We start from the raw sequence: 26,005 nt of genomic DNA on the forward strand, positions 1-26,005 counted from the left end.
CTCAGCTCGCCTGGACTTCGGCCGGCTGCCGCCGGCCTCCGAGGGCGCGCAGCAGGAGCTCGGCCGCGAGCAGCGCGAGCAGCAGCAGCGCCACGTAGGGCGATCCGTCGATGGATGCCGACATGCCGCCCAGCTCCGCCGCGCGGGCGCTCTCGGCGACGCGCCGGGGGCGAAGGTCGATCTCGCGCTCCGGCACCGACACGACGCGCGTCGAGCGCTCGCCGTCCAGGGTGAGCTCGTAGAGCCCGGCGAGCGGGGGCGAGACGCGCAGCCGCCGATCGACCTCCACGACGGGGAGCGCCTCACGCCCCGCGGGGCCCTGGCCGCGGTCGACCCGCACGCGCTCGACCTTGACGTCGTGGTAGCCGTCGAAGGTCCACGTCTCGCCCGCGGCGAGGCGCCGCGCGCCGCCGCGGGCGCGCGCGGCGCCGACGAACCCGTCGAGCAGCGAGAGGAACGCCGGCCGCAGCGCGACGTCGCTCTCCTCCGTACTGAGCGGCAGCGTCATGAACAGCACGACGCCGCGCCCGAGCGGGCGGCGCACGAGGAAAGGGGCGCCGTCGATCCACCGGGCGAGCACCTCGGCGCCCTCCGAGGCCTCCGCGCCCAGCGTGGCCCGGCCGCGCGGGGCGACGTCGGCGAGGCCAGCCGCGGACGGTCCGAGCCAGCCCGCCGTGGCGCGGTCCAACCCGGGGACCGGGGACGCCGACCAGCGGACGACGCCGGGCACCAGCGGCTCGAACCCGGCGCCGAGCGGCGCGGCGGCGGCGCGCTGGCCGAGCGTCAGGAGCGCGACGCCGCCGCGCTCGACCCACGCGGCGAGCGAGCGGCGCACCTCCGGCGTGAAGCCGGGCGCGTCGTCGACGATGAGCCCCGCGTGCGCGGCCAGCTCGTCCGCGTGCTCCGGGACCGAGGGCAGCGGCCTGATCTGCGCGTCGAGATCCAGCGCAGAGAGCGCCTGCTCGAGCGGCGGCGGGCCGCCCGTCTCGACGTGCGTGGTCGCAGGGTCGACCACGACCGCGATCGAGAGCGGGCCGCCGGCGGTGATGATCGGCGCGCGGTCGTCCTCGGCGATCGCGTCGCCGCCGGTGAGCACGGCGAGCAGGAGCTCGGGCGCCCCCGAGGGCAGATCGATCGTGAGCTCCTCGGCGCGCAGCGCCGGATCGAGCGCGACCTTGCCGAGCACCGCGTCGCCGGCGCGCACCTCGAGGGATCGCCCCGCGGCGGCGGAGGCGCCCGCGGCGGAGGCGGCCGGCGCCGCCGCGCCGCCGTCGCGCTCCGCGGCGGCGGGGTCGGGTCCGGGCGCGGCGGGCGACGCGGCGGTGCAGACGACGCGGATGCGCGCCTTCTGGCTCGATCGATCCGCGCGCACGATCCCGCAGTCCTCGCCCGTCGCCTCGAGCTCCTCGAGCGGCACCCACGTGGCGATGTCGGGGGTGCCCGAGATGGGCGGGGCGCCTGGCGCGCCGTCCGCGAGGTCGCTGAGGAGCACGATGCGCTTGTCGCTCTGGGGCAGGCCCCGGAGCAGATCGCGCGCGAGGTCGAGGGCCCCGTCGAGGTCGGTGGCGCGGTCCGACGGCGTCACCGCGGCGAGCGCCTCGGTGACGGCGGTGAGGTTGGTCGTCGACGCGAGGGCGACCCGGGCCGGGGCGCCCGCGAGGACGAGCGCCGCGGCGTCGCCGGGCGCGAGCCCGCCGGCGAGCTCGCGCGCGGCCGTGAGCGCGCGCTCGAACCGCGCCGGGCCGGCGCGCTCCACGCCGCCGGCGCCCGGGCGCGCGCGCATGCTGAGCGAGTCGTCGACGACGATGGCGAGCGCGACGGACGCGCCGGCCCTGCGGCTGAGCGCCAGGTGCGAGCAGCGCAGGAGCGGCGTGGCGCCGAGCACCGCGAGCGCGAGCACCGAGACGGCCCGGGTGGCGAAGAGGGCGCGGTCCTCGAGGAGGCTCCGGCGCCGCGCTGTCGGCGGCGTGGGCGGGACCAGCCGCGCGGGCGGGAACGGCCGCTCCTCGGCGCGGCGACGGCGCAGGAGGTGCGCGGCGACCGGCGCGCCGACGAGCAGCGCGACAAGCAACGCGCCCAGGGTGACGAAGCTCATCGCCGCACCTCGGCGATCGCCTGCACCAGGGAGCGGACGACGTCGGTCGGGGGATCGGCGCTCGTCGCGCGCAGCAGGCGGCCGCCGCGCGACGCGAGCGCGCGCGACCAGCCCTCGGTCAGGGCGGCGAGGCGCGCCTTGTACTGCGCCCGGACCGCGCCCGCATCGGCCTCGACGACGGCGTCGCCCTCGAGCGCGCGGAGGCGCACGTTGCCCTCGAAGTCGAGCTCCGCCTCGCTCGGATCGAGGACCTGGAGGGCGATCAGCGTGCGGCCGCCCGTGCTGAGCGGCGTGAACGCGGAGAGCGCGCGGTCCGTGCCGGATTCGTGAGCAAGATCGAGTAGATCCGAGATCAGCAGGACGACGGCGCCGCGGCGGGCCTTCTTCGCGACGGGCGCGAGGGCGCGCTCGATCGCGCCCGCGTCGCCGCTCCAGTCCTGGGCCGCGGAGGTGGCCTCGAGGGCGCCCACGATCCGCTCGAACGCCTCGCGCCCCGCCATGGCGGGCAGGCCGTGGGTGCCGGCGCCGCCGAGCCACGCGAGCCCCACCGGGTCGCCGGTGGCGAGCGCGACGCGGGCCATGGCCGCGGCGATCAGCGCCGCGTAGGCGAGCTTGGCGCCGGGCGCGCGCTGGCCTCGGTAGGACATCGAGGCGGTCGCGTCGACGCACAGCCAGAGGGCGCGATCGGTCTCGGTCTCGAACTCGCGCACCATGAGGCGATCGTGGCGGAGCAGGGCGCGGCGATCGAAGAAGCGGAGATCGTCGCCGGGCACGTAGGGCCGCTGCCCGCCGAACTCGACGCCGGCGCCCTTGCGGATGCTCCGGTGCATTCCGGCGTACACGCCCTCGGCGACGGCGCGCGACTTGAGCCGGAGCGGGGCGAGCCCGCCCCAGTCGATGGGGAACGTGGCGAGCGAGGCGCGGTCGGAAGCGAGCGGCACAGGGGCGCTTCTTAGCCTGGATCCACGGGGCGATCACCCCGCGGCAACCGGGCAGCAGGCGCGCGGTAGAGCCGCGGAATCGAACGGTGATCGAACGGTGACCGAGCGGTGACCGAGCGGTGGACGCGTGGTCCCGGGCCGTAGAACCGGGGCCGGGTGGCTCACGGTCAGCCTCCTGGGCTCCCTCCCTCGCGCGGCTTTACCGTGTAATTTCCGGTTCTTCCGGGGCCCGGGGCTTGCCGAGGCGACGCACGCCACACATCAGATCCATGGAATGGCTGACGAGAAAAGGCCGACGTCGCGCACGTGGCTCGGGTACCTGCTGATCGCCGCCGCGGCTCTGGTCTTTTCCGGGATCTTCAAGCCGCCGGGGCCTCCGCTCGTGCCCTACGACGAGGCGGTCGCCGAGGTGCGGCGCGGGGAGGTCGCCGCGGCGGTCGTGAAGCCCGACGAGATCGAGCTCGTCCGCCGCGCCGGCGAGCGGCGGCCCGAGGAGCGCGTCCGCGTGACGCGGCTACCCGGCGTCGAGGACGAGCCGATCGTGCGGGCGCTGCTCGAGCAGCAGGTCCGCATCGAGGCGAAGAGCGCCCGGTCCGCGGCGTGGACGCAGGTGGCGCTCTGGCTCTTGCCGCTCCTGCTCATCAACGCGGTGTTCTTCATGATGCTGCGCCGGGCGGGGCAGGGGGCCGGCGGGCCGCTCGGGTTCCTGCGCAGCAAGGCGAAGATCTACGATCGGTCCAAGCAGGATCCGGTGCGCTTCTCCGACGTCGCGGGGGTCGACGAGGCCAAGGACGAGCTCGTCGAGGTGATCGACTTCCTCAAGGAGCCGTCGCGGTACCGGTCGCTGGGCGGGCGGATCCCGCGCGGCCTCCTGCTCGTCGGGCCGCCCGGCACCGGCAAGACGCTGCTCGCGCGCGCCGTGGCAGGCGAGGCGAACGTGCCGTTCTTCTCGCTGAACGCGAGCGAGTTCGTCGAGATGTTCGTGGGGCTCGGGGCGGCGCGCGTGCGCGAGCTCTTCGAGGAGGCGCGCAAGAGCGCGCCCAGCATCGTGTTCATCGACGAGATCGACGCCGTGGGCAGGACCCGGGGCGGCCTCAGCGCCCTCTCGACCCACGACGAGCGCGAGCAGACGCTCCACCAGCTCCTCGCCGAGCTCGACGGCTTCGACGCGCGCACAACCGTGATCCTGATGGCCGCCACCAACCGGCCCGAGGTGCTCGATCCGGCCCTCATGCGGCCCGGGCGCTTCGACCGCCAGGTCATCGTGGATCGGCCCGATCTGCGCGGCCGCGAGGCGATCCTCGCGGTGCACGCGCGGCGGGTGCCGCTCGCGAAGGACGTCGACCTCGGGCTCGTGGCGCGCCGCACGCCGGGCATGGTCGGGGCCGACCTCGCCAAGATCGTCAACGAGGCGGCGCTCGCCGGGGCGCGGCGCGGCGCCAGGGAGATCGGCCAGGCCGACTTCGACGAGGCGCTCGATCGGTCGCAGCTCGGGCTCCGGCGCCGCGGGCAGATCATGACCGCGGAGGAGCGGCGGCGCGTGGCGTACCACGAGGCCGGGCACGCGCTCGTCGCGCTCGCGCTGCCGGCCGCCGATCCGGTGGAGCGGGTGTCGATCGTGGCGCGCACGATCGGCGCGCTCGGCGTCACGATCCAGGTGCCCCGCGACGAGCGCCAGCTGGTCACCGAGCAGGAGATCGAATCGCGCGTCACGGTGATGCTCGGCGGCAGGGCGGCGGAGGAGATCGCGCTCGGCCAGGTCTCGAGCGGCGCGCACGACGATCTCGGGCGGGCCACGGCGCTCGTCCGCGAGATGGTGACCCGCCTCGGCATGAGCCGGCGCCTCGGGCTGCCCGCGCTCTCGCGCCAGGTCGGCGCGCCCATGCTCGGCGTGATCCAGGAGGAGCGCACGTGCAGCGACGAGACCGCGCGCGAGGTCGACGAGGAGGTGAGGGAGCGGCTCGGCGAGATGTATCTGAAGGCCAAGCAGCTGCTCGTCGATCGCCGCGAGGGCCTCGAGGCGGCCGCGGAGGCGCTCGTGCTCAAGGAGACCCTGCGCGGCGACGAGCTGGAGCAGATCGCGGCCATGTCGGTGCGCCGGAAGATCGCCGTGGGATCGCCGAGCGCGGCCTGAAGCTCGGGGCCGCGCGGCGCCGGGGCTCGCGGCCAGGGCCGTACGGTTCCGGGCACGAGGCTCAGGTCGCGCGGCGCCGGCGCCTGAGGCCGCCCGCGAGCGCGGCGAGCGACAGCCCGGCGGCCGCCCACGCCCCACCGCCCGCGCCCCCGCGCGGCGCGCTCCCGGCCGCGCGGCAAGCGCAGCCGCCGTCCTGAGCCATGGGCTCACCGCCGTCCGGCCCGTCGTCCGGCGCTGCGACGCCGATCCCCCTCACCGTGATCTCCTGCACCGGATCGCTCGGGTCGTTCGACTCGACGAGGACGGTCGCCGCGAACGCGCCGCTCGCCTTCGGCGCGAAGCGGATCGCGAAGTCGACCGCCGTCTCGGGGTCGACCTCGAGCGCCGCGCTCGCGAGCTCGAAGCCCTCCGGATCGTCGGTCGTCACGGCGACGTCGAGCAGCGCCTCCCCTGTGTTCGACAGCTGGACGATCTCCACGTTGGCCTGCCCGACCTCCACCGCGCCGAAGTTGATCTCCTGCGTGTCCAGCGCGAGATCCGGGAGCGGGATATGGACGCGCTCGCTCTCGAAGAGCCATTCCCGCTCGGTGAGCGGGAAGGCGAGCGGGAGGTCGGCGATCGGGATCGACCACTCGCGGCCGAGCAGGCTGACGCTGAACGTGGGGATGAGGTGGAGCGTGCCCTCGTAGCGCACCGAGCCCTCCGGACGGACGTTGAGCTCGACCGACGGGCCGCCCAGGTACTCCGTGAAGGAGGCGCTGCGCTCCGAGGTGATGTCGCCTCCGCTCACCGTCGCCTGATCGAGCGTCTCGATGGCCACGCGGTGGGTCACGTACCGCGCAGCGACATCCATGGCGACGTCGAGCTCGAACCGCCCCTCGATACCGGGGATCGATCCGCCGATGAGGTCGCCGATGGCGACGGACGCGAGCCGCTGCGGCTCGGTCGAGCTCGCCAGCGCAATGCCCGGCTCCCAGCCCCAGGCGTCGAACGGCGCGCTGGCGTGCACATGGAAATCGAGCTGGGGCACATAGGGGATTTCGCCTGTCCAGTCGAAGTCCTGGCCCAGGATGGAAACGCTGATGCGCCCCTGTGCGCTGACGCCGAGCCCGTAATCGCAGCTGAACGTGCCTCCGTCCTGGTCGCCGGGGGCCGTGAGCGCGAGCGCCTCTGGCCACGACGCCTCGATCGCTCCGCTCAGCGAGACCTTCGTGTTCGCATAGACCGCGGCCCGGAGGTTCAGTTGCAACGGTGAGCCCGGTGGGACCCAGCCCGTCTCGAAGTCGAGCTGGAGCGGGATGGCTTCTCTGCGCTCGAAGGCGACTGCCCCCCGCTCGCAATAGAACGGATCGTCGACGCACGGCGCAGCGAGCGAGTCGTAGGCCGACGCAGCCACGGGGGCGAAGAGGGTGAGCGCGGCGGCGGCGCAGGGGAGAGCGCGCCGGGGCCGAGCCGCGCGGGAGGCCGTGAGTGCAGCGTCGCCGGGCAGCAGAGAGCGCATGATAACGATTACCACGAGCCGCGCGCTCCACGCCATGGCCGCATTCCACGATGACGGCGTCGCTAACGTGCCCCGAACAGCGTGCCGACCACGATTCCGGCGGCCGCACAGAGAATGGCCACCACGGTCCAGAGGAACCGCTCGCGCGAGGGGCTCGCCGCCGCCTGCGCGCCGTTGCTGGACGTGTCCTCGAACACCGCGGAGCGGCCCGCGGGCAGCGCCCTGACCACCGCGCTCTCCCGGGGCGGAACGGGGGGACCGACGTCCGAGGTGGAAGCGTCGTTCTGGGGCGTCGCGGCGTGGTCCAGGCCGGTCCGCTCGAGCTCCAGCTCGGTGATCGAGATGGCGTCCGCGAGGTTCGCTGGCGTGTGGCCGACGACGCGCCGTTCGCGGCAGGCGCGCAGGGCGTCGGCGAAGGCCCGGGCGCTCCGGTGCCGCTCGGCCGGGTCCTTGGCGAGGGCCCTCAGGATGACCGCCTCCAGCCCGGCCGAGATGAGCCCGTCGCGCTTGCCGGAGCGCGGCGGCAGCGGTTGCTCGGCGATCTGCGCTGTCATCACGGCGATGGGCGTCCGCTTGCTGAACGGCACGGCGCCGACCACCATCTCGTAGAGGATGCAGCCGAGCGCATAGATGTCGCAGCGCGGATCGACGTCCTCGCCGCGCACCTGCTCCGGCGCCATGTACTCCGGCGTCCCGAAGATCATGTCCTGCTCGGTGAGCCCGGTCGTCATCTGCTCGCCGTGCACCACCTTCGCGAGCCCGAAATCGACCACGCGGACGCAGCCCGCGAGCGGCGGCGGCGCGCCGCCGGCATGCCCGTCCGAAGGCGGCGCGCCCGGGCGCTCGACGAGCACGTTGGCCGGCTTGAGATCGCGATGGACCACGCCCGCCGCGTGCGCGGTCTCCAGCGCGGAGCAGATCTGGAGGGCGATCTCGATCGCCCGGTCGGCCTCGATCGGCGCGCGCTCCTGCAGGAGCTCCTCGAGCGAGCTGCCGTCGATGTGCTCGAGGGCGATCACGAGGAGCCCGCCCTCCTCGACGAAGTCGAGCATCCGGACGACGTGGGGGCCCTCGATGCGCTTCAGGATGGCGGCTTCCCGGTGGTAGCGCCTGAAGATCTGCGGTGTGCCGGAGAGGTGTCTGTGGATCACCTTGAGCGCGACGCGCCGGCCGTCCTCGTCGCGGGCGGCGCGGTAGACGACGCCGGATGCGCCCTCGCCGACGACCGACTCCACGGTGTACTGCGACGCGACGCGGTGCCCGGGGGGCAGGCGCTCGGGCGCGATGGGCTGCGAGGTCACCGCGCACCACCTGCGTCCGCGGGGTTCGGCGGGGCAGGCTCCGGCGGAGGCAGCCTGAGGTGCAGCTCGGTCGATGAGGTGCAGGCGCCCACGATCTTCGGGCTGAGCTCGATGGGGTCGAGCCGCGCTGTCGGATCGTGCTCGCGCCACGCGGCGCAGGCGGTCTCGGCGAGCCCGGCGGCGTCGAGCGCGACGTAGGCCTCCAGCAGATGCCTGTGCAGCGTGGCGATCTGCATCCGGGCGAGCTCGCCGTAGCCGAGCAGGCGGCTCGCCCGCGCCACGGCGTCGATGTACCGGCCGCTCCGCACGTCGCTCGCGAGCTGCGGCAGCTCGGCGTCGACCCGGCGCTGGGCCTCGCGCGCGCGGCCCGCCCCCTCGGAGCGCACCAGCGCGCCGGCGTTCGCTGCCTCGGCCTTGCCCTGGGTCGTGAGCGGAAGATCCGTGAGCGGCACGAGGATCACCGCGCCGCGGCGCAGCGTGTCCTTCTTGAAGTGGTTGTACTTGTGGAGCATCCACGCCTTGTCCCGCTTGCCGAGGAAGCGATAGGCGATGGTGAGCAGCGTGTCGTTCTGGCCGACGACGTACCGCAGGTTGTACGGGACGATGATCTCCTGCCCGTCGCTCGGCTCGATCCACGGCATCGTGTCGTTCGAGAGCGCGAGGACGTCGCTCCGGTCGGCGGCGCCGAGCATCCGCTCCGCGAGGATCGCCCAGGTCTCGCCGGCGGTGACGCGGTGGTGGCCGAGCGCGGGCACCTCCAGCCGCAGGCCGGGCATGATCGGCACGCCGGCGCCCGCGTCGAGCGCGTTCGCGGCGACGAGCACCTGCTCCATCTGCACGCGCCCGTAGGTGCGCTCCGCGATCTGCGCGAGGGTCTCGCCCTCGCGGACGACGTGCGGGAACGCCGCCGCGGCGCTGGCTGCGAGCATCGTCGCGGCCAGGGCGCCCACGGAAAACCAAGTTCGCCGAGAGCTCACGCCGCGGAGGGTACCAGGGGTTTGCCCGCCGTGGGACCGCTCGTTCGGCGGCGCCGGCGGGATGTTCGCCGCGATTTCGGCGCGCCGACAATTTCGTGCCAGAGTGCGCGCGAAGCATGAAAACCACGACGACGGCCGGCAAGATCCCGGCGTGGCTGTCGCGGCGCTCGCCCGCCGCGGCGCGGCTCCTCACGGCCGGTCTGCTCGGGCTGGCGGCGCCGGGCTGCCTCGTCCGGCAGGACCTGTACGATCAGGCGCGCGCGGAGGTCCAGAGAGAGCGCGAGGAGGGGAAGAAGGTCCGGACCGAGGCGCAGAGCGCGCGCGCCGAGGCGGCGCAGCGATCGGCGCAGGTCGCCGCGCTCGAGGAGGAGATCTCGGGCCTCGCGCACGACCTCCGGGCGCGCGATCTCCGGCTGTCGGAGGCGACGACGGCGGAGGCCGGGCTCGCGCGGCAGCTGGACGAGCTCGCCGCCATGAACGAGGAGCTGTCGGCGCGGCTCCGGAGCGCCGGGCAGAGCGTGGGCCAGCTCGCGAACGAGCGCGGCAGCCTGTCGGCGGAGCTCGCCGAGACGCGGGCCAAGGTCGACGAGCTGCGCCGCCAGCACGCCGCGGCCGAGGCGCGGGCGGCGCGGATGCGGGATCTCGTGGGCCAGCTCGAGAAGGAGGTCGACGCCGGCAAGGTCCGCGTCGGGCTCCGCGCCGGGCAGGTGGCGATCGAGGTGCCGAGCGACGCGCTGTTCGACGCCGGCGGGGCCGACCTCAAACCGGCAGGGCGGGCGGTGCTGGACGGGATCGCCAAGGTGCTGCGGGCGATGCCGGATCGGAAGTTCCAGGTCGCCGGGCACACGGACAATGACGGAAGGCGAGCGCGGCGCGCGAGGTTCACGTCGAGCTGGGAGCTCTCGACGGCGAGAGCGGCCGCCGTGGTGAAGCGGCTCGTCGAGCGCGGCGTGCCGCCGCAGGCGCTGTCGGCTGCTGGATACGGCGAGTTCGCGCCGCTCGGACCGAACGACACGGCGGCGGGGCGGGCGAGGAACCGGCGGATTGAGATTGGCCTGGTGGCGGAACAGGAAGCGGAACGGCAACGGGAAGAAGTGACGGGGACCGGGAAGGTCGCCGGCGAGGAGGGGGCTGCGACGGCGCCGTGATGCTGGCACCAGAGCGCTGACGAGAAGGGCTGGCCAAGGCTCGCGGGGCTGGAGGGAGGCATCTCCAGCGCGGAGATGGATGCGGCCCATCTCTCGTTGGAGGCGCTTCCACCGGGAGAGGTAGTGCGGTGCTTCGGCCGAACGTGCGGCGCTTCGTGAACCGCCAAGACGCCAAGTGCGCCAAAAATCCTAAAAGTTTGGCGCACTTGGCGTCTTGGCGGTTCGATCTTCCACGGCAGCGTCCCGTTGGGCGGCGCTCTTGGTTCAGGGGTCGCTCAAGGAGAAGAGGGGCTTCCGCGTGTAGTGTGCGACTCTGGGGTCCAGTCGAAGCTGGAAAGGGAGCCCATTTTTGAGATACAGAGTGCCGAGGCGATCGCCGGGTTTCTCCGGGAACGTGAACCTGGCCCTGGGGCCGAGCGAGTTTCTAAGGACGCTCGATTCGATACGAGCGAAGGTGAGCTCGACCTCGTCCGCTCGTCCAGCCTTGCGCACAACGTTGGCGCGAACAGAATCAAGGATAGAAGACCAGCCGGAGATCGTGACCGTCACGTAGTCAGGCGAGCAGGCTGACCCGCCGTCATCGTCACGAATCGGTTCTATGTCGTAGCGGTAGCACTCCGGATAGTCGGGCTGCGTAGGGCGAGGATTACAGTCCGAAAAAGAAGCGGGCGACAGCGCGCTAGCGCAGGCCGCTTCAGCCCGGGCGCTTTCTGCCGGCCGTGGGCGATCCCCAGGCTCAGCCGGCGAATCGCCGCTGTGCGTCAGGGATGCGGAGGGATTCGCAGTTGAAGACGGACTGGCGCGCTCGCTGCACGCTCCGACGACGATCAACGCGATCCTGCAGAAGCGATTCACGCCGCTCACCATCTTGGTCTCTTGTGTCACAGCCGCCCCTTCAACGCTCTCATCCTCGCGCAGCCGGAGGCCGTCGGGGGCAATGCCTCGTTGAACGAAACCGCGCAAGCGCGTTAGCTCCACGCCGCGGCGCACGCCGATAGGAGCGTTGGTCGCTGCGCGCGCTCACCATGTCTCTCGTGGGACGGCTGGCCCGCCCCGCTCGTCCGCCCGCCCCGCAGCCGGCGCCGCCTCCCCGCGCCGCAGCGCGCACGCCGCGAGGATGCACAGCGCCGGGGTCACGACCATGTGATACCGGTCCTCGCCGAAGAACACCGCGTGCGTCAGCGCCACCGAGGCGACCGCGAACGCGAGATAGCCGACGACCCCCCCGTTCGCGGGCCGGCCCGGCAGCGGCAGCGCCGCGATGAGCGGGATCGCCACCGCGAGCGGCCAGAACGCGTGCTCGTCCCCGAGCACCCCCCACGCGATGAGCCCGAGCACCGCCGCGAGCGCCATCAGCTGCGCGACGAGCCCCTTCCACGGCCGCCGCCGCGGCAGCGCCACCACCCCGAGCGCCGCGACGGACAGCAGCCCGAGGTGCGACCCCGTGAGCACGCCGCGCCCCGCCGCGCGCCGCTCCTCGGGCCACGCCGCGGGGTTCGCCTCGCCCAGGTAGCCGATCGGGAACGACTCGTGATCGAACGTGAAGCTCAGCTTCCTCGGGATCAGGCCCAGCCAGCGGACTGGATCATTTTTGATCCATCTGAGCCCCTCGACCATCCAGCAGCGGTCCTGCGCCACCTGTCCGCGCGCGATCGGGCAGCCGTCGCCCGCGCGCAGCGTCTCGAAGCGGCCCGTGGCGCGCGGGAACGCGCCGATGGCGAGGTTCCAGCCGCCGTTCGTCGAGACGAGCGCGCAGCCGTCCATCACGCGGCAGTTCCGGATCGTCCACGGCGCCACCACGGCGAGGGCCGTCGCGGTCGACAGCGCCGCCGCGAGCGCGCCGCGCCTCCACCCGGCCCGCGCCCCGCCGGACGCCGCGCCCGGGCCACCCCGCGCGAGCAGCGCGAACGCCGGCGCGCAGAGCAAGCTCTGCGGCCGCACCAGCGTCGCCAGCCCGAGCGCCACGCCCGCGAGGACCGCGCCGCGGATGGGGCGCCCGCGCGCAACGCCGCGCGCGAGCAGCCACGGCGCCGTCACCAGGCCGAGCGCCGCGAGCGGCTCCGTCATGACGAGCGCCGCGTAGAGGACGAGCCCCGGCGAGAGCGCCGCGAGGAGCGCCGCCACGCGGGCGCGCGCCGGCGTGGTCGCGTACCGGGCCAGGCGATGGACCACGACGACGAGCAGCGCGCCGAGCACCGCGTTCGCGACGGTCGCCACGTGCGGCCCGGCGCCGAACAGCCGGTAAACGAGGCCCAGAAACCCGCTGTAGCCGACCGGGTAATGGCACCACGGGTGCCACACCGGCTGGCCGCCGACGATGAGATCGTCCGAGTAGCCGAGGCCGGCGGCGATCCGGCGCGCGCCGAAGTCGTAGTAATGGCCGTCCCAGACCGGCTCGCGCGCCCACGCGATCGCCACGTAGAGCCGCGGCAGCAGCGCGAGCACGAACGCGAGCGCCGAGAACGCGAGATCCCCGCCGGCGCGGGGCGGCGCGCGGCCGGGTCGCGCCGCCTCGGCGCCGGCGCGCGCCGCCTCAGCCATGCTGCCTGGCGCGCGTCCCGGCCGAGATCTCGCGCAGGCGACGCATGTACGTCTTCACCACCTGGGCCGGATCAAGCCGCAGGAATTTTGCAAATTCTTGAACGAATCCATGTATATAGACTGGTGCCGGCAGGTCGCCGATCGACTCGTTCTCGATCGCCTGGAGGTGCGCCAGGGAGATCTTCGTCCGCTGCGAGATGTCGGTGAGCTCGACCCCCTGCGACTCGCGCACCTTGCGCAGCAGCGCGCCGCTGAACTGCGTCTCGGCGTTGATCTCGCGCGCGAGCTCGGCCTGGAGCATGGCGAGCTCGGCCGCGGCGGCGGCGTTCTCGGCGCGCGCCGGGCCGAGCGGCGTGCGCGGGTCGTCCGGGTAGGTCGAGAGGTCGTAGGCGCGGCGGCGCACCGGATCGAGCAGGGTGTCGTGCGCCTCCTCGATGCGCGCCTGCTCCCGCTGGAGCACCGCGGGGCTCAGCACGCTCACGACCGGCAGGCTGCCCTCGCGGTAGGTGTCGCGCTGCCGCTTGTAGGCGCGCCGGATCTCGTCGTCGGCGGCCGCCCGGGCGAGGCCGAGCGCCTCGTACAGGGTGGCCGGCGCGGCGCTCTTCGCGGCGGCGGCGAGGGCGCGCGCGTGCGCCTCGGCGGGGCGCGAGTCGCGGGCGGCGAGCAGCGCGAGGATGCGCCGGGCCACGCGCTCGAGGTTGCGCGCGCTCTTCGAGGTCGGGCTGTCGATGAGGAGCGGCTGGCGCCGCCGCGCGGTCAGCCACACCGCGTCGTCGTGCTCGATGTGCCCGAGGTAGTCGAGGGAGATGCCGAGGAAGCGCTCCGAGACGGCGCTCATCGCCGGGCCGAGCTCCAGGTCCGAGCGGTGCCGCGTCTGGCTGACCACGAGGTGCGGCGTCACCCGCGGCAGCTGCGCGGCCGCGAGCGACGCGACCCCCTCGTCGAACCGCTTCACCTCCATGATGAAGTCGCGCGGCGTCGCGAGCGCCGGGAGCGACGAGGCCACCTTCTCGACGAGCCGGATCTTGAAGCGCTCCTTCATGAGCGCCCGGCGCAGGGTGCGCTGGTAGAGCGCGCGGCAGAAGCGGTAGGCGTGCTCGACCGCGAGCGGCTCGGGCGTGGTGACGCAGATGCTGACGTCGGCGTGCAGGAAGAGGTCGAGCGTCGAGGAGCCCGTCGCCGCGCCGAGGCTGACGATCACGTAGTCGACGTCGAGCTCCTGGATCATCTTCATCCAGTAGGCGGCGCGGCTCGGCCGGAGCGGCGTGGCCGTCATCGGGTCGTACGCGGTCGGGACGAGCCGGAGCCCGGGCACCGTGGTCGCGATCGGCTCGGCCTTGCCCTCCTCGATGTCCTCGCGCGTGACGAGCGGCGGCGCCTGGATCCCCAGCGCCGCGTGCAGCCCAGGGCTGTAGGCGTCGGTGTCGACGATGACCACGTCGCGCCCGAGCTGCGCGAAGTACACCCCCAGGTTGACCGCGAGCGTCGCCTTCCCGACGCCCCCGCGGCCGCCCCCGACGGCGATGACGCGGCGGGATCGCGAGCTGGAGAACGAATGGGCCTCGCCCGGCAGGGCGAGGTCGTCGTCCGACGAGCCGGTCGGGAGGGTCGAGAAGCGCGACGGAGGGTAGGACTCACCGGAGCTGGACAAGGTTCCTCTTCGTGCGGCGGGCTGTGTGCTGCGTCGATCACCTGCGCGCTGCTCGTGAAGCGCGCGTGTCCCTCCTAGCACGCGTCGCGCGCCGCCATCAGCGCCGCCGTCGCCGGGGCGCGGCCCGGGCGCGCGCGCCGTCTGCCCGCGCCGTCCGGCCCAGCCGGAGCCGTCTCGACGCGCCCCGGCCGTTGGGCTAGTCGCTCTCCGTGGCCACCGTCCGACCCTTCCGCGCTTACCGACCTCCCCAGGCGCACGCGGCCCGCGTCGCCAGCCCGCCGTACGACGTCATCTCCACCGCCGAGGCGCGCGCCCTCGCGGCCGGAGGCCTGCACAGCTTCCTCCGCGTCTCCCGGCCCGAGATCGACCTGCCCGAGGGGACGGACGAGCACGACGACGCCGTCTACGCCCGCGGCGCGCGGAACCTCGCCGACCTCATCTCTGGCGGCGATCTCGCGCAGGACCCGGATCCGCACCTCTACCTCTACGCCCAGAAGATGGGCAATCACCGGCAGATCGGCGTCGTCGGCTGCGCCTCGGTCGCGGAGTACGAGCAGGAGGTCATCAAGAAGCACGAGAAGACGCGCCCCGACAAGGAGGACGACCGCGCCCGCCACATCGAGGAGCTCGGCGCCCACGACGAGCCGGTGTTCCTCACGTACCGCGCCGACACGGGCATCGACAGCGCGGTCGCGCAGGCCACGCAGTCGCCGCCCATCTACGATTTCACGACGGCCGACGGGGTCGAGCACAAGCTCTGGGTCCTCGGCCGCGAGGCGACCGCCGAGCTCGAGGAGCACTTCCAGGCGATCCCGACGCTCTACATCGCCGACGGCCACCACCGCAGCGCCGCGGCGGCGCGCGTCCACAGGACGCTGCGCGGCGACGGCGGCGAGCACGACGTCTTCCTCGCCGTGGTCTTCCCGCACGACCAGATGAACATCATGCCGTACAACCGCGTCGTGCGAGACCTCGCCGGCCGCAGCGCCGAGGCGCTCCTCGGCGCCCTGGGCGAGCGGCTCGACGTGGCGCCGGCCAGCGACGGCGCGGCCGCGACCCCGGCCAGCCCGCGGTCGTTCGGGCTCTACCTCGGCGGCCGCTGGTACACCGCGAAGGCCCGCCCGGGGTCGTTCGACGCGAAGGACCCGGTGGCCTCGCTCGACTGCTCCATCTGCCAGGACCAGATCCTCGGCCCGATCTTCGGCGTCAGCGACCCCCGCCGGGACAAGCACGTCGATTTCGTCGGCGGCATCCGCGGCATCGCCGAGCTCGAGCAGCGCGTCGACTCGGGCGCGTTCACGATGGCGATCCACCTCCATCCGACGCAGATCGGCGAGCTGTTCGCGGTCAGCGACGCGGGGCTGCTCATGCCGCCGAAGAGCACGTGGTTCGAGCCGAAGCTCCGCAGCGGGCTCTTCATTCATACGTTCTGACGAAAGCGCCGCGCCGGGGGTAGACTGCGCCCATGGCGGACATCAAGCGTGTATCACCCGAACAGGCAAAGAAGCTCATCGACGAGGAGGGGTATCTCTACCTCGATGTCCGGAGCGAGCCCGAATTCGCCGCCGGGCACCCGAGCGGCGCGCACAACGTGCCGCTCATGCACGCCGCAGCCGGCGGCATGAAGCCCAACCAGGACTTCCTCGACGTGGTCTGCTCCCTCTACCCGAAGGACGCGAAGATCATCGTGGGTTGCCGGTCCGGACAGCGCTCGATGCGCGCGGCCGAGGCCATGGTGTCGGCCGGCTACACGGCCGTCATCGATCAGCGCGCCGGCTTCGAGGGGCCGCGCGACGCGTTCGGCGCGCTCACCGAGAAGGGGTGGGGACCGGCCGGGCTGCCCGTCGAGACGACCACGCCCGGCGCGTCGTACGCCGAGCTCCGGCAGAAGGCCGGCAGGTAACGATCCCGCCGAGTGATCCCGGCGCAGGCGGGCGATCCAGACGAGCCGCGCCGGCGTCGCGACCCGGACGTCCGCGCTGTCGGGCGCCTCGGCGGGCGCCCTGTACAGCGCGAGCGGCTTCGACCGCTCCGGATCCGCGGTTTGCCGAGGGCCGCGCCTTCCGCTAGGAACTCGCGTGCTCCACGGTGCGCGCGTCGCAGTGGTCATCCCCGCGCGGGACGAAGCGCGGTGGATCGCCGAGGCGGTTGGGTCCGTCCCCGCCTTCGTCGACCACGTGATCGTCGTGGACGATGCCAGCCGGGACAGCACGGCCGAGATCGCGCGCGGGACCGGGGACGAGCGCCTCGAGGTGCTCGTGCACCCCGAGTGCCGCGGCGTCGGCGCGGCGATCGTCGGCGGCTACCGGCGCGCTCGCGCCCTGGGCGCCGCCGCCGTCGCCGTCATGGCCGGCGACGGGCAGATGGACCCCCGCGACCTCCCGCGCGTCGTCGCCCCGATCACCTCGGGCGAAGCCGATTATGTGAAGGGCGACCGGCTGCGGCACCCCGACGTCTTTCGCGTCATGCCCCTCCAGCGGCTCGCCGCGACGGCGGCGCTCGCCGCGCTCACCCGCCGCGCGGCGGGGCTCGACGCCCTCTCCGATAGCCAGTGCGGATACACCGCCATCTCGGCCCGCGCGATCGACGCGCTCGACCTCGAGGGCCTCTGGCCCCGCTACGGCTATCCGAACGACCTGCTCGCCGCCCTCGCGGCGCGCCGCCTCCGCGTCCGCGAGGTCACCGTGCGCCCCGTCTACCGCGGCGAGGCGAGCGGCTTGCGCGCGCGCCACGTGCTCACCATCCTTCTCCTGATTGCCAGGAATGCCATAAGGCACCGCCTGAGCCCATCAGGGAAATCGCAGATCGCCCAGGCCAGGACGGAACGCGTGAGTCGGAGTTGACCGAATCGACAGGAACCCTCGCGTAAAAGGTCGACAATCCGACCGCTGGTTCCATAGCAAAGCTGCCTGGCGACCTGACTCATCGGCTTGGCGCAGCGTGCCCCGCAGGCGTGGGCCCCGCAGCCATGCTTCAACACGGGGGGTGACGGACGTGGCGATCAGCCGAGCCGCCTGGTCTAGAATCTGGAATCCGGGGAGGGTGCGGACTCCGTCCTTCACGCCCCGGGTCGTGGCTTATGCGTTCGGCATCGAGCTGCCGTATAGCCTGCTCGTCCCGGTCGCTCACCTGCGGCTCCTCGGCGTCGTGGACTCATCGATCCAGGCGCGTATGCTCGGGCTGATCGGGCTCATGTATGTCGTGAAGACCGCGGGCCTCATTGCCCTGCTCGTCCACATGTTGCGCCCGATCGAGCACCTGCGGCGGTACGCCGTGGGCCACCCCCTCCAGAGCGGCGCGGGCGTCGAGGAGCGGGGCGGCGGCGCGGCGCCGCCGGAAGGGCTCATCCTCGCCGCGGCGAACGCCGCCTACGACACGCCGCTGGCGTTCGCGACGGTCTGGGCCGTCTCGTGGGCGCTGCTGTACCTGCCCGTCACCGCGGCGTTCTACTACATCGCGCCGGCCCAGAGCCCGCTCGACGTCCAGCGCGCCGTCGCGCTGGCCCTGTTCGCGCTGGCCCTGTTCGCGGCCGCGCTGCCGCTCGCCTACAGCATCCTCGGCCGCCTGCTCTCGCCCGCCGCCGGCGTCATCTCGCTCATCGCCCGCGAGCGCGGCCTCTCCGTGCCCGGCAGGGGCTACTCGCTCGCCGTCCGCCTCGTGATCCTCGGCGCCTGCCTCGCCATCGCGCCGACGAGCTGGATGGCGGCGATGGTGCTCGGCGAGACGGCGGGGCCGGCCAAGCCCGGCCTGAAGCTCACGCTGGCGATCTTCTCGATGGTCGCGGTCACCTGGGCGCCCGTCTGCGCCGGCTTCCTCGCGGGCGCCCTGGCGGGCCCGCTCCAGCAGGTCGCCGCGGTCATCCAGAAGATCGTCCAGCGCGGCGAGGTCGACCGGCTGGAGCGGATCCCTGTCTATTTCAAGGACGAGATCGGCGCCCTGGCCGGCGGCGTCAACGCGATGGTCGATCGCCTGGAGGAGTCGTCCCGGCGCAGGCGCAGCTACCTGGCGGAGCGCGAGCGCCTGCTGCAGGACGCGGCGCAGCGCGCGGCGCAGCTCGGGGCCGTGCTGGACAACCTCGTCGAGGGGGTGTTCGCGTGCGACCTCCACGGCCGGCTGACGATGATCAACGCCTCGGGGCTCCGGCTGCTCGGGCTGTCCGGTCGCTCGGAGCAGGACGGCCGGATGGTCGAGGAGGTCATGGACCTCAGCCGGATGCGCCACAGCGACGGCCGCCCCTTCACGCGCGACGAGCTGCCCATGGTGCGGGCGCTCGCCGGCGAGACCATCGTGCAGGAGGAGCAGGTGCTCGCGAACGGCCGCGCGGGCCGCGACGTCTTCCTGCGCACCAGCGCGGCGCCGATCCGCAGCGAGGGCGGGGCGATCCTCGGCGCGGTCACGGTCGCCCGCGACGTGACCGAGCTCATGGAGCTCGATCTCGTCAAGGACCAGTTCATCCGGGTCGGCGCGCACGAGCTCAAGACGCCGGTCGCGATCATGAAGGGCTACGCGCTCGCGCTCCTGCGCAACATGGACGATCTGCCGGCGCCCCGCCGCAAGATGCTCGAGGCCATCGACCGCGGCGCAGACAGGATCAACCGCATCGTCGACGATCTCCTGGCCATCTCGCAGGTCTCGCTCGACGTCCTCCACGTCTCGGAGGAGGACGTCGACCTGAAGGCGCTCCTGGACGAGACGGTCGACCGCGTCGCCAAGTCGGCGAGCCGCCACCGCGTGCGGTTCGCGCTCGACGCCGAGCGGCCGCCCGTCGTGCGCGCCGATCCGGAGCGGCTGCGCCAGGTGCTCGCGAGCCTCCTCGACAACGCGGTGAAGTACTCGCCGGACGGCGGCGACATCGACGTCCGCGTCGCCGTGGTCGAGCGCGCGCCGGTGTCCTCGCCGCCCCGCTGCGACGCAGCGCTCTTCTCGCAGCGCCACGGCGCTTCGCCGGGCTTCGAGGCGGTCGTGTCGGTGCGCGATCAGGGCGTCGGTATCCCGACCCACAGGCAGGAGCGCATCTTCGAGCGCTTCTTCCGCGCCCACACGGACACACGACATGATTACGGTGGGATGGGGATCGGGCTGTTCCTTGCGAAGGACATGATCTCCCGTCACGGTGGTCGTATCTGGTTCGAGAGCGAGGAGGACAAGGGCAGCACCTTCTATTTCACCGTTCCACTCAGCAGCGCGGCCCCCGCGGTCGACCGACAATGAGCGAAAGACACGCAAAGACGGTGCTCCTCGTGGAGGACGACGCGGACCTCGTGGCGCTCGTCTCCCTCGTGCTCCAGGAGGGCGGTTACCGGGTCCGGATCGCGAGCAACGGCCGCGAGGCGCTGGCCAAGCTGGAGCACGACCTCCCGGATCTCATCCTGCTCGACATGAAGATGCCGGTGATGAACGGCCCGGAGTTCGCCCGCGAGCTCGAGGTCCGGCACGGGCGGCAGGCGCCCATCATCGTGCTCACCGCCGCGGCCGACGCGCACCGGCGGGCCGCCGAGGTCGGCGCGGACGCGTGGCTGGGCAAGCCGTTCGACCCGGACGCGCTCCTCTCGACGGTGAGGCGTTACACCGGGTGAGCGCGCGGGAGCTGCCGCCGCTCGGCGAGGTCGCGCCGCACCTCGGCCCAGTACCGCGCGGGGAACCGGCGGTGATCGAAGCCGATCGCGCGGAACACCCGGGTGATGCGGGCATAACGGCGCAGGCTCCACTCCCTCATGATCTCGAGCGAGGGGTGCAGCCCGCGCGCGCCGATGAACGGCGCTGCCCGCGCGTAGAGCGACGGCATCACGTCATCGAGCCAGGACCGCATCAGGCGCTCGTATCCGGGTGTATCGACGCACCGTCCGGAGATCACCTGAGCGCGCGTGACGCCGTGACGCGCGAGCTCCTCCTCGGGCAGATAGCAGAGGCCGCGATCGGCGTCCTCCTGCATGTCCCTCAGGTTGTTGAAGAACTGGTCGAGCCGGCCGAACTCCCCGGCTGTATCCCAGTGCTCCTTCGTCAGGAACGGAACCAGCTGGAAGATATGCCCCGACAGCCGCCCCAGCATGGTGTCGTGCTCCTTCATGGTGCGGATGAGGAGGCCGGGAGCGTGGTAGTCGGCGAGGGCGAGCAGGTAGGCGTCCCAGGCGGCGAGCGAGCGCGCCTGCATGTCGTCCTGGTCGCGCCGCGCGCTCGCGGGATCGTGCCCGGGGCAGGCCGCGTCCCGGAGCCACAGCGCGCGGATGGCCGAGAGCTCGCCGGCGAAGGGGCAGCTCGGATCGACGAAGCCGCGTGAACGGAGCAGCCTCCAGGCCTCCATGAACCGGCTGAAGCGCCGCTCGTGAGGCTCGATGCGCTCGTTCTCGGCGAGCCGGTCGACGATGCGGATCCCGCGGAGGCGGTCGAGCCACGCCTGCTTCATGTCCGGTTCGAGGCCGAGCACCCAGGCGGCGTTGTCCTCGTCCTTCAATGCGTCGTCGGAGAGCGCGCGATAGTGCGATGAGCCGACGACCGCCGAGATGGTCTGGTAAGCAGTCCGCTCCGACGCCGGCGCCGCAGCGGGCAGGCAAGGCAGTCGGGTGGAGATGGGTTGAATAGGTTTCACGAGATCGCGTGCCGCACGTTGATGGTGCCTGTTTCTGGTGTCGCCCTGGGCTCACGCGCGGTCGTCGGTGATTATGGACGTGGCCCATCCTGGTTACTTGGGATCACCTGTGTCGATGATGGCTTGTGGCCCTCTGTCTTGCAGGACTTTCCGCTCTTCCGCGAGATGCGGGATGACGCCCGCTCGCCTTCCTTTATGAGACCTTATAGTCTCCCAGTCGACGCGGAAATTCGTCGTCCAGGGCACGGGCTCCGGAGATAATGCATGGATTCCCTGAGTGTTTTGCCCGTGAGTTGGGGACACGCCGGCAATGGTCGTCGGTGTATACCCTGGGTTGATACATTGTCGAACGGACAAAGCCGGGATTGGCTCGACGTTCTCGCCACTTTGTGCTCCGTCGCGGCGGTCTTTGAGGCGTCCTGGGCAGAGGGGTTTTCCGGAGCTCCGGGTGGATGGCGGCTCTGCCCACATGACGTCCTGCGGCCCGACGGCGCGTGTGCGCCGCGGGGCGAGCCTCTTTTCCTGTCGTCCAGTCCGCTTTGGCGCGCGGCGCGATGGGGCCGATCGGAGGCGCGATCCTGCGCGGTGCTAGACGCTCTCGTGAGCTCTATGATTCAGCGCTTGTCTTCGCACTGCTCGTGATGCGGTGAACGCGGCGATTCTGTGGTTGCGAACACGACTCAAAGCGGTCATCCGTGCCTGTCGGACCATCCGCTCCAGACACAGCAGATGGACGTGAGGAGGGGCCCCGGCGAGCCACCTCACCTCTGCCGCGCGGGCGGACGCCGACGGGGGGCCGGCGGCGTCGTCCGCCGCCCGGCGCGGCCCTGCGCGCTAGCGCTCGCGCAGCCGGGCCACCCGGTCGCGCCAGTACTGCAGGTCGAGCGTCGAGAAGAGCGCGACGGCGCGCGCGATCTGGCGCTCGCGCCGCGGATCGCTGCGCGCGAGGTGCCGCGCGAGCTCGAAGCGGGCGCGCGCCTCGTCGACGGGCAGGCCGCGCCGCACCGCCTCGTCGATCGCCGCGGCCCAGAGCCGCCGCGCGCGCGCGCGGCCGCCGGCGAGCCACGCGGCGAGGCCGCGCAGGCGGAGCGAGATCGAGCGCCCGAGCGGGAAGACGCGCGCGTACCGGTCGAGCGCGCGGCACGCCTCCGCCGAGAGCCGCCCGAGCTCGCGCCGCTCCGACGGCGCAGAGGCCTCCTCGAGCAGCGCGAGCAGCACCTCGCTCGTCGCCGCATAGCCGTACAGGCAGTGATAGCCGGCCGGCTGTCCGTCGCGGATCATCGGGAGCGTCCGCTCGGCGGCCGCGCGCGCCTCGCCGCGCGCGCCGCGGAGCAGGTGCCCCAGCGCGACCTGGCCGTGCGTGATCTGCTGCGTGCGGTCGCCGAGCCGCTGCACCTCGTCCGACAGCGCGTCGAAGATGGCCGTCGCGCCCTCGCCGTCGCCGAGCAGCAGCCGGCACTGCGCGCGCCCGCTCTCCGCCCAGAGGTGGCCCTGCGCGTTGTCGCTCGCGCGCGACGCCACGGCGAGCGCGCTGTACAGATCGAGCGCCTCCATCCAGCGGCCCTCTGTGTGCGCCACGCCGGCGAGCAGCGTGATGCACTCCTCCCTGCGGCGGCGGTCCAGCAGCGCCTCCGCCAGCCGCTCCGCCTCGGTGAGCAGCGCCCGCGCGTCCCGGCACCGGCCCTCGCCGAGCGCCGTCAGCCCGCGCAGGAACGAGACGAACGCGACGCCCCGCGGATCGTCGAGCGCCGCGGCGGCCTCGGTCGCGCGCGCGGCGTAGGCGTCCACGACGGCGTTCCACGGCACGTACCCGAACGCGACGCTCAGGGTCGCGTAGCCGCGCGCGAGCGCGAGCGACGGGCCGAGCCGCGCCGCGGCGTTCGTCGAGGCCAGCGCGGCCAGGAAGGCGAGCGTCGGCTCGTTGCGGAACAGGTAGGTCTTGGACAGCGTCTCCGCCGCGAGCGACGCCTCGGCGAGGCGCTCGCGCTCGACCGCGTCGCGCGCGACCGGGATCGGCAGGCCCGCGACGTGCGCGAGCTGCAGGCCGAGCTGCTTCATCGAGGCCGTCGCGGCGCGGAGCCGCTCCCGGAGCGGCGCGCCGCTCCCCGCCACGCGCAGCCACGCCGCCTCGCCCTGCGAGAGCAGCTCGAGCGCCGCCGCGCAGTGCCGCTCCGCGCCGAGCAGGTGGCCGACGTTGTAGTGGGCCTGGCCGAGCCGCCGCTCCCAGCGCGCGCGCCGGAGCGGCGAGGCGCGCTCCTCCGCCGCCTGTGCGCCGTCCAGGTCGAGAGCCCTCCTGTAAAAATCCACCGCGTCGCCGGACGCGCCGGTCGTGAGGGCCTGGTCGCCCGCCTTGTCGAGGTACTCGAGCGTCTTCTGGACGACGCCCGCGATCGCGTAGTGGTGGGCGAGGAGCGGGTACGACAGCGCGAGGTCCGGCGCGTCGCGGTGCCGCTGCTCGATCGCGCGCGCCGCCGCGCCGTGCAGGGCCCGCCGCTCCGGCTCGGGGGTGCCGGCGTAGACGACCTCGCGCAGCTTGTCGTGCACGAAGCGGAGCTGCCCCGGCTCGGTCTCCTCGAGCACGTGGCGGCCGGCGAGCTCCGCGAGCGCGTCCATCGCCTCGACCTCGGCGAGGCCCGCGGCGCCGAGGAGCAGGCGCTCCTCGAGCTCGCGGCCGAGCACCGAGGCGAGCCGCGCGAGCGCGAGCGCCTTCCGGCTCAGGCCCGACAGCCGGCGCGCCACGAGCTCGCGCAACGAGCCAGGCAGCGGCAGCGACGCGGGCGGCTGGCTCGCGCGCGCGGCGCGGGCGAGCGCCTGCGCGGCGGCGCCCTCGGCGCTCGCGCGGATGCGCCACACGTAGGCCTCGTCCCGGTAGATCATCCGCTCCTGGATCGCGGCCCGGAGGTACTCGGCGATGAAGAACGGGTTCCCCTCCGACTGCTCGAAGAGATAGCGGACGAACGCCTCGGGCGGCTCGTCCAGCGCGAGCATGTCGCGCACCATCCGCCCGACCGAGCCGCGGTCGAGCCGCCCGAGCTCGATCCGCGACGCCCAGGGCGCGCCGAGCAGCGGGGCGAGCGCGGGCGCTGCCTCCTCGGTCCGGTACGCGCCGAGCAGGACCACGGGGTGGGCCGCGAAGTAGGCGGCGTCGAGGTGATCGAGGACGTCGCGCGAGCTCGCGTCGGCCCACTGGAGGTCGTCGAGCACGAGCAGGACGGGCCTCGTCGCCGCGAACGCGGCGAGCGTGTCGGCGAGCGCGGTCCGCAGCCGGTAGCGGGCCGCGTCCGGCGGCAGCTCGGGCGGCTCCGGGGCGCGCTCGTGGCCGCGGAGCTGGGCGAGCGACGGCTCGTACGGCGCGAGGACCTGGCCGCGCGGGCCGAGCAGCGCGTCGTAGCCCCAGGGCCCGAGCTCGTTGCACCGGTCGGCCACCGCGAGCAGGAGCGGGCGGAACGGGTGGAGCGGCGCGGCCTTGACCGCGCCCTCGCGCTCGCCCTCGGCGGACACGGCCGCGCACGCGCCCGTGACCACGGCCATGTGGACGAGCGCCGCCTTGTGCACCGCCTCGACCGCGAGGCGCGTCTTGCCGACGCCGCTCTCGCCGCCGACGAGGACGAGGCTGCCCTGGCGGCGCTCGTTCGCGCGCTCGATCGCCTCGTTGATCTGCCGCAGCGCTTCCCCGCGCCCGGCGAGGCGCGGCCGGTACAGGTACGGCTGCGCCGGCGGCGCGGGCGCCTCGTCGCGCGGCGGCGGCGCGTCGCCGGCGCCGAGCCCGGCGAGCGCGGTCGCCACGTCGTCGGCGTAGCCGAGCCGGTCCTCGGGGCGCTTCTTCAGGAGCCGCGCGATGAGGGCGTCGAGCTCGGGGGGCACCTCGGCGACGAGCTCCGAGGCCGGGAGCGGCTCAGCGTAGAGGTGCATGGACAGCACGACCGAGCTCGAGTCGCCGAGGAACGGGACCGCCCCGGTCACGGCCTCGTAGAGCATGCAGCCGAGCGCGTAGAGGTCCGCGCGCGCGTCGACGAGGTCGCCGCGGATCTGCTCGGGGGACATGTAGTCGGGGCTGCCCATCAGCCTGCCGCCGGCCTGGAGCTCGTCGCGCCCCTTCTGGCCCTCGAACCGGAAGGCGAGCCCGAAGTCGAAGAGCACCGGCGCCCCGTTCGCGCGGATGAACACGTTGTCCGGCTTGAGGTCGCGGTGGACGAGCCCCCGGCCGTGGACGTACGCGAGCGGCCGGCAGATCGCGCGGAGGAGCGTCAGCGCCTGGCGGAGCGCGCCGCCGGCCGCGCGGTGGAACGGGCGCGGCGCGAACGGCTGGTACGAGCGCGGGATGACCGAGGCGGGCGCGATCTCGGCCGTGGCGGTGCTCGTCTGCGCGTGCGCGTGCGCGTCGACGCTCGCGGACACGCTCACGGTCACCTCGCTGTTCACGGTCGCGCGGGCGCGCCAGCGCTCCTGGTTGCGATCCCGGAGCGTGCGCCCCTCGAGCAGCTCCATCGCGTACCACGGGATCCCCCCCTCTACCCCCTCGTCGAGGATCCGCACGACGCCCGGGTGCTGGACGCCCCGGAGCGCGTGGATCTCGCGGCGGATGCTGGAGACGAGGCTCGCGTCGCCGACGCAGACGGTCTTCAGCGCCGCGAGCGCGCCCGTTCCGCTGTGCTGCGCGCGGTAGACGACCCCCATGCCGCCGCGGCCGAGGGGCGCGAGCACCCGCCACGGCCCGATGGACACGGGGAGATCCGGAGGGTGCCTGGCCTGTCCCGAGCTAGGCGTCGTGATCATCTGGGGACCGAGGCCCTCCGGGCCTGGGCCGGGATGAGCTCCAGGTGGCAGGCCAAAGGCGGTTCCCCCACATCGCCGCTGGGACTGAGTACATCCACCCGAGGGGCTGCGATGATGTCACGAGGCGGCCGACCCTACAACAAGTCCGTGTCGAGCCCCGATCATCGCACGAGCGCCGCGTCCTGTGGCTGCTGCACCGACAGGCGACTACACGCGGTCACGCGTCGAGGTCGAGTCGCGCGTCGAGTCGCGATGTCGCGGAGAGCCTCCCGGGGCGGCGCTCGGGCGAGGACGTCTCGACTCCTCTGAACGCTCGGGCGGACGCTCGGGTTGTCGAGAATGGTTTCTTTTCTC

The 26,005-nt window shown here is 73.3% G+C and carries 16 protein-coding genes; 7 read left to right on the top strand and 9 right to left on the bottom strand.

Annotated features, from left to right (window positions below):
* Nucleotide 1 precedes the first annotated feature (1 nt).
* Together WMF28_RS02585 and WMF28_RS02590 are read right to left on the bottom strand one after the other, a co-directional pair.
* Nucleotides 2-2,095, bottom strand: coding sequence for a VWA domain-containing protein (locus WMF28_RS02585; protein WP_437600440.1), 2,094 nt, complete (start codon nucleotides 2,093-2,095; stop codon nucleotides 2-4).
* Nucleotides 2,092-3,036, bottom strand: a complete 945-nt coding sequence (locus WMF28_RS02590) for a DUF58 domain-containing protein (RefSeq protein WP_437600441.1) — start codon at nucleotides 3,034-3,036, stop codon at nucleotides 2,092-2,094. The genes WMF28_RS02585 and WMF28_RS02590 overlap by 4 nt, the downstream gene beginning before the upstream one ends.
* Before the next feature lie 274 nt (nucleotides 3,037-3,310).
* On the opposite strand from WMF28_RS02590, the gene ftsH reads away from it, so the two are divergent.
* Nucleotides 3,311-5,170 carry an ATP-dependent zinc metalloprotease FtsH gene (ftsH, locus tag WMF28_RS02595; protein WP_437600442.1) on the top strand — a complete coding sequence of 620 codons (1,860 nt, stop codon included), beginning with the start codon at nucleotides 3,311-3,313 and terminating at the stop codon, nucleotides 5,168-5,170.
* 61 nt (nucleotides 5,171-5,231) lie between these two features.
* Here ftsH and WMF28_RS02600 read toward each other — a convergent pair whose 3' ends face one another.
* The 3 genes from WMF28_RS02600 to WMF28_RS02610 form a co-directional block, all read right to left on the bottom strand.
* Nucleotides 5,232-6,671: a choice-of-anchor D domain-containing protein gene (locus WMF28_RS02600; RefSeq protein ID WP_437600443.1), complete on the bottom strand. Its 1,440-nt coding sequence runs from the start codon at nucleotides 6,669-6,671 to the stop codon at nucleotides 5,232-5,234.
* A gap of 62 nt (nucleotides 6,672-6,733) precedes the next feature.
* Entirely contained in the window at nucleotides 6,734-7,972 is a 1,239-nt protein-coding gene (locus WMF28_RS02605) for a serine/threonine-protein kinase (protein WP_437600444.1), read from the bottom strand.
* Nucleotides 7,969-8,901, bottom strand: coding sequence for a LysM peptidoglycan-binding domain-containing protein (locus WMF28_RS02610; RefSeq protein WP_437600445.1), 933 nt, complete (start codon nucleotides 8,899-8,901; stop codon nucleotides 7,969-7,971). Before WMF28_RS02610 ends, WMF28_RS02605 begins: the two co-directional genes overlap by 4 nt.
* A gap of 164 nt (nucleotides 8,902-9,065) precedes the next feature.
* On the opposite strand from WMF28_RS02610, the gene WMF28_RS02615 reads away from it, so the two are divergent.
* On the top strand, nucleotides 9,066-10,097 hold the full coding sequence (locus WMF28_RS02615) for an OmpA family protein (RefSeq protein ID WP_437600446.1): 1,032 nt from the start codon (nucleotides 9,066-9,068) through the stop codon (nucleotides 10,095-10,097).
* 1,020 nt (nucleotides 10,098-11,117) lie between these two features.
* On the opposite strand, the gene WMF28_RS02620 is transcribed toward WMF28_RS02615, so the two are convergent.
* Nucleotides 11,118-12,638, bottom strand: coding sequence for a glycosyltransferase family 39 protein (locus tag WMF28_RS02620; protein ID WP_437600447.1), 1,521 nt, complete (start codon nucleotides 12,636-12,638; stop codon nucleotides 11,118-11,120).
* Nucleotides 12,631-14,289 carry a helix-turn-helix domain-containing protein gene (locus tag WMF28_RS02625; protein WP_437600448.1) on the bottom strand — a complete coding sequence of 553 codons (1,659 nt, stop codon included), beginning with the start codon at nucleotides 14,287-14,289 and terminating at the stop codon, nucleotides 12,631-12,633. The genes WMF28_RS02620 and WMF28_RS02625 overlap by 8 nt, the downstream gene beginning before the upstream one ends.
* 209 nt (nucleotides 14,290-14,498) lie before the next feature.
* Here WMF28_RS02625 and WMF28_RS02630 point away from each other — a divergent pair, with 209 nt between their 5' ends.
* The 5 genes from WMF28_RS02630 to WMF28_RS02650 all read left to right on the top strand — a co-directional run bounded on the left by WMF28_RS02630 (nucleotide 14,499) and on the right by WMF28_RS02650 (nucleotide 19,865).
* Entirely contained in the window at nucleotides 14,499-15,722 is a 1,224-nt protein-coding gene (locus WMF28_RS02630; RefSeq protein WP_437600449.1) for a DUF1015 domain-containing protein, read from the top strand.
* A gap of 32 nt (nucleotides 15,723-15,754) precedes the next feature.
* The gene (locus WMF28_RS02635; protein WP_437600450.1) at nucleotides 15,755-16,192 is read left to right on the top strand and encodes a rhodanese-like domain-containing protein; all 438 of its coding nucleotides are present in this window, start codon (nucleotides 15,755-15,757) and stop codon (nucleotides 16,190-16,192) included.
* Between the two features lie 175 nt (nucleotides 16,193-16,367).
* Nucleotides 16,368-17,132: a glycosyltransferase gene (locus WMF28_RS02640; RefSeq protein WP_437600451.1), complete on the top strand. Its 765-nt coding sequence runs from the start codon at nucleotides 16,368-16,370 to the stop codon at nucleotides 17,130-17,132.
* A 199-nt stretch (nucleotides 17,133-17,331) separates the two neighbouring features.
* Nucleotides 17,332-19,500 (top strand): HAMP domain-containing sensor histidine kinase, encoded by a 2,169-nt coding sequence (locus WMF28_RS02645; RefSeq protein ID WP_437600452.1) that lies wholly within the window; start codon nucleotides 17,332-17,334, stop codon nucleotides 19,498-19,500.
* A complete protein-coding gene (locus tag WMF28_RS02650) occupies nucleotides 19,497-19,865 on the top strand; it encodes a response regulator (RefSeq protein ID WP_437600453.1) in 369 nt (122 codons plus the stop codon). The genes WMF28_RS02645 and WMF28_RS02650 overlap by 4 nt, the downstream gene beginning before the upstream one ends.
* Here WMF28_RS02650 and WMF28_RS02655 read toward each other — a convergent pair.
* Together WMF28_RS02655 and WMF28_RS02660 are read right to left on the bottom strand one after the other, a co-directional pair.
* Nucleotides 19,853-20,875 (bottom strand): squalene/phytoene synthase family protein, encoded by a 1,023-nt coding sequence (locus WMF28_RS02655; protein ID WP_437600454.1) that lies wholly within the window; start codon nucleotides 20,873-20,875, stop codon nucleotides 19,853-19,855. The genes WMF28_RS02650 and WMF28_RS02655 overlap by 13 nt on opposite strands.
* A gap of 834 nt (nucleotides 20,876-21,709) precedes the next feature.
* The gene (locus WMF28_RS02660) at nucleotides 21,710-25,600 is read right to left on the bottom strand and encodes a serine/threonine-protein kinase (protein ID WP_437600455.1); all 3,891 of its coding nucleotides are present in this window, start codon (nucleotides 25,598-25,600) and stop codon (nucleotides 21,710-21,712) included.
* Between the last annotated feature and the right edge of the window lie 405 nt (nucleotides 25,601-26,005).

Origin of the sequence: Sorangium sp. So ce590 (assembly GCF_051521365.1) — a bacterium.
Lineage (GTDB): Bacteria > Myxococcota_A > Polyangia > Polyangiales > Polyangiaceae > Sorangium.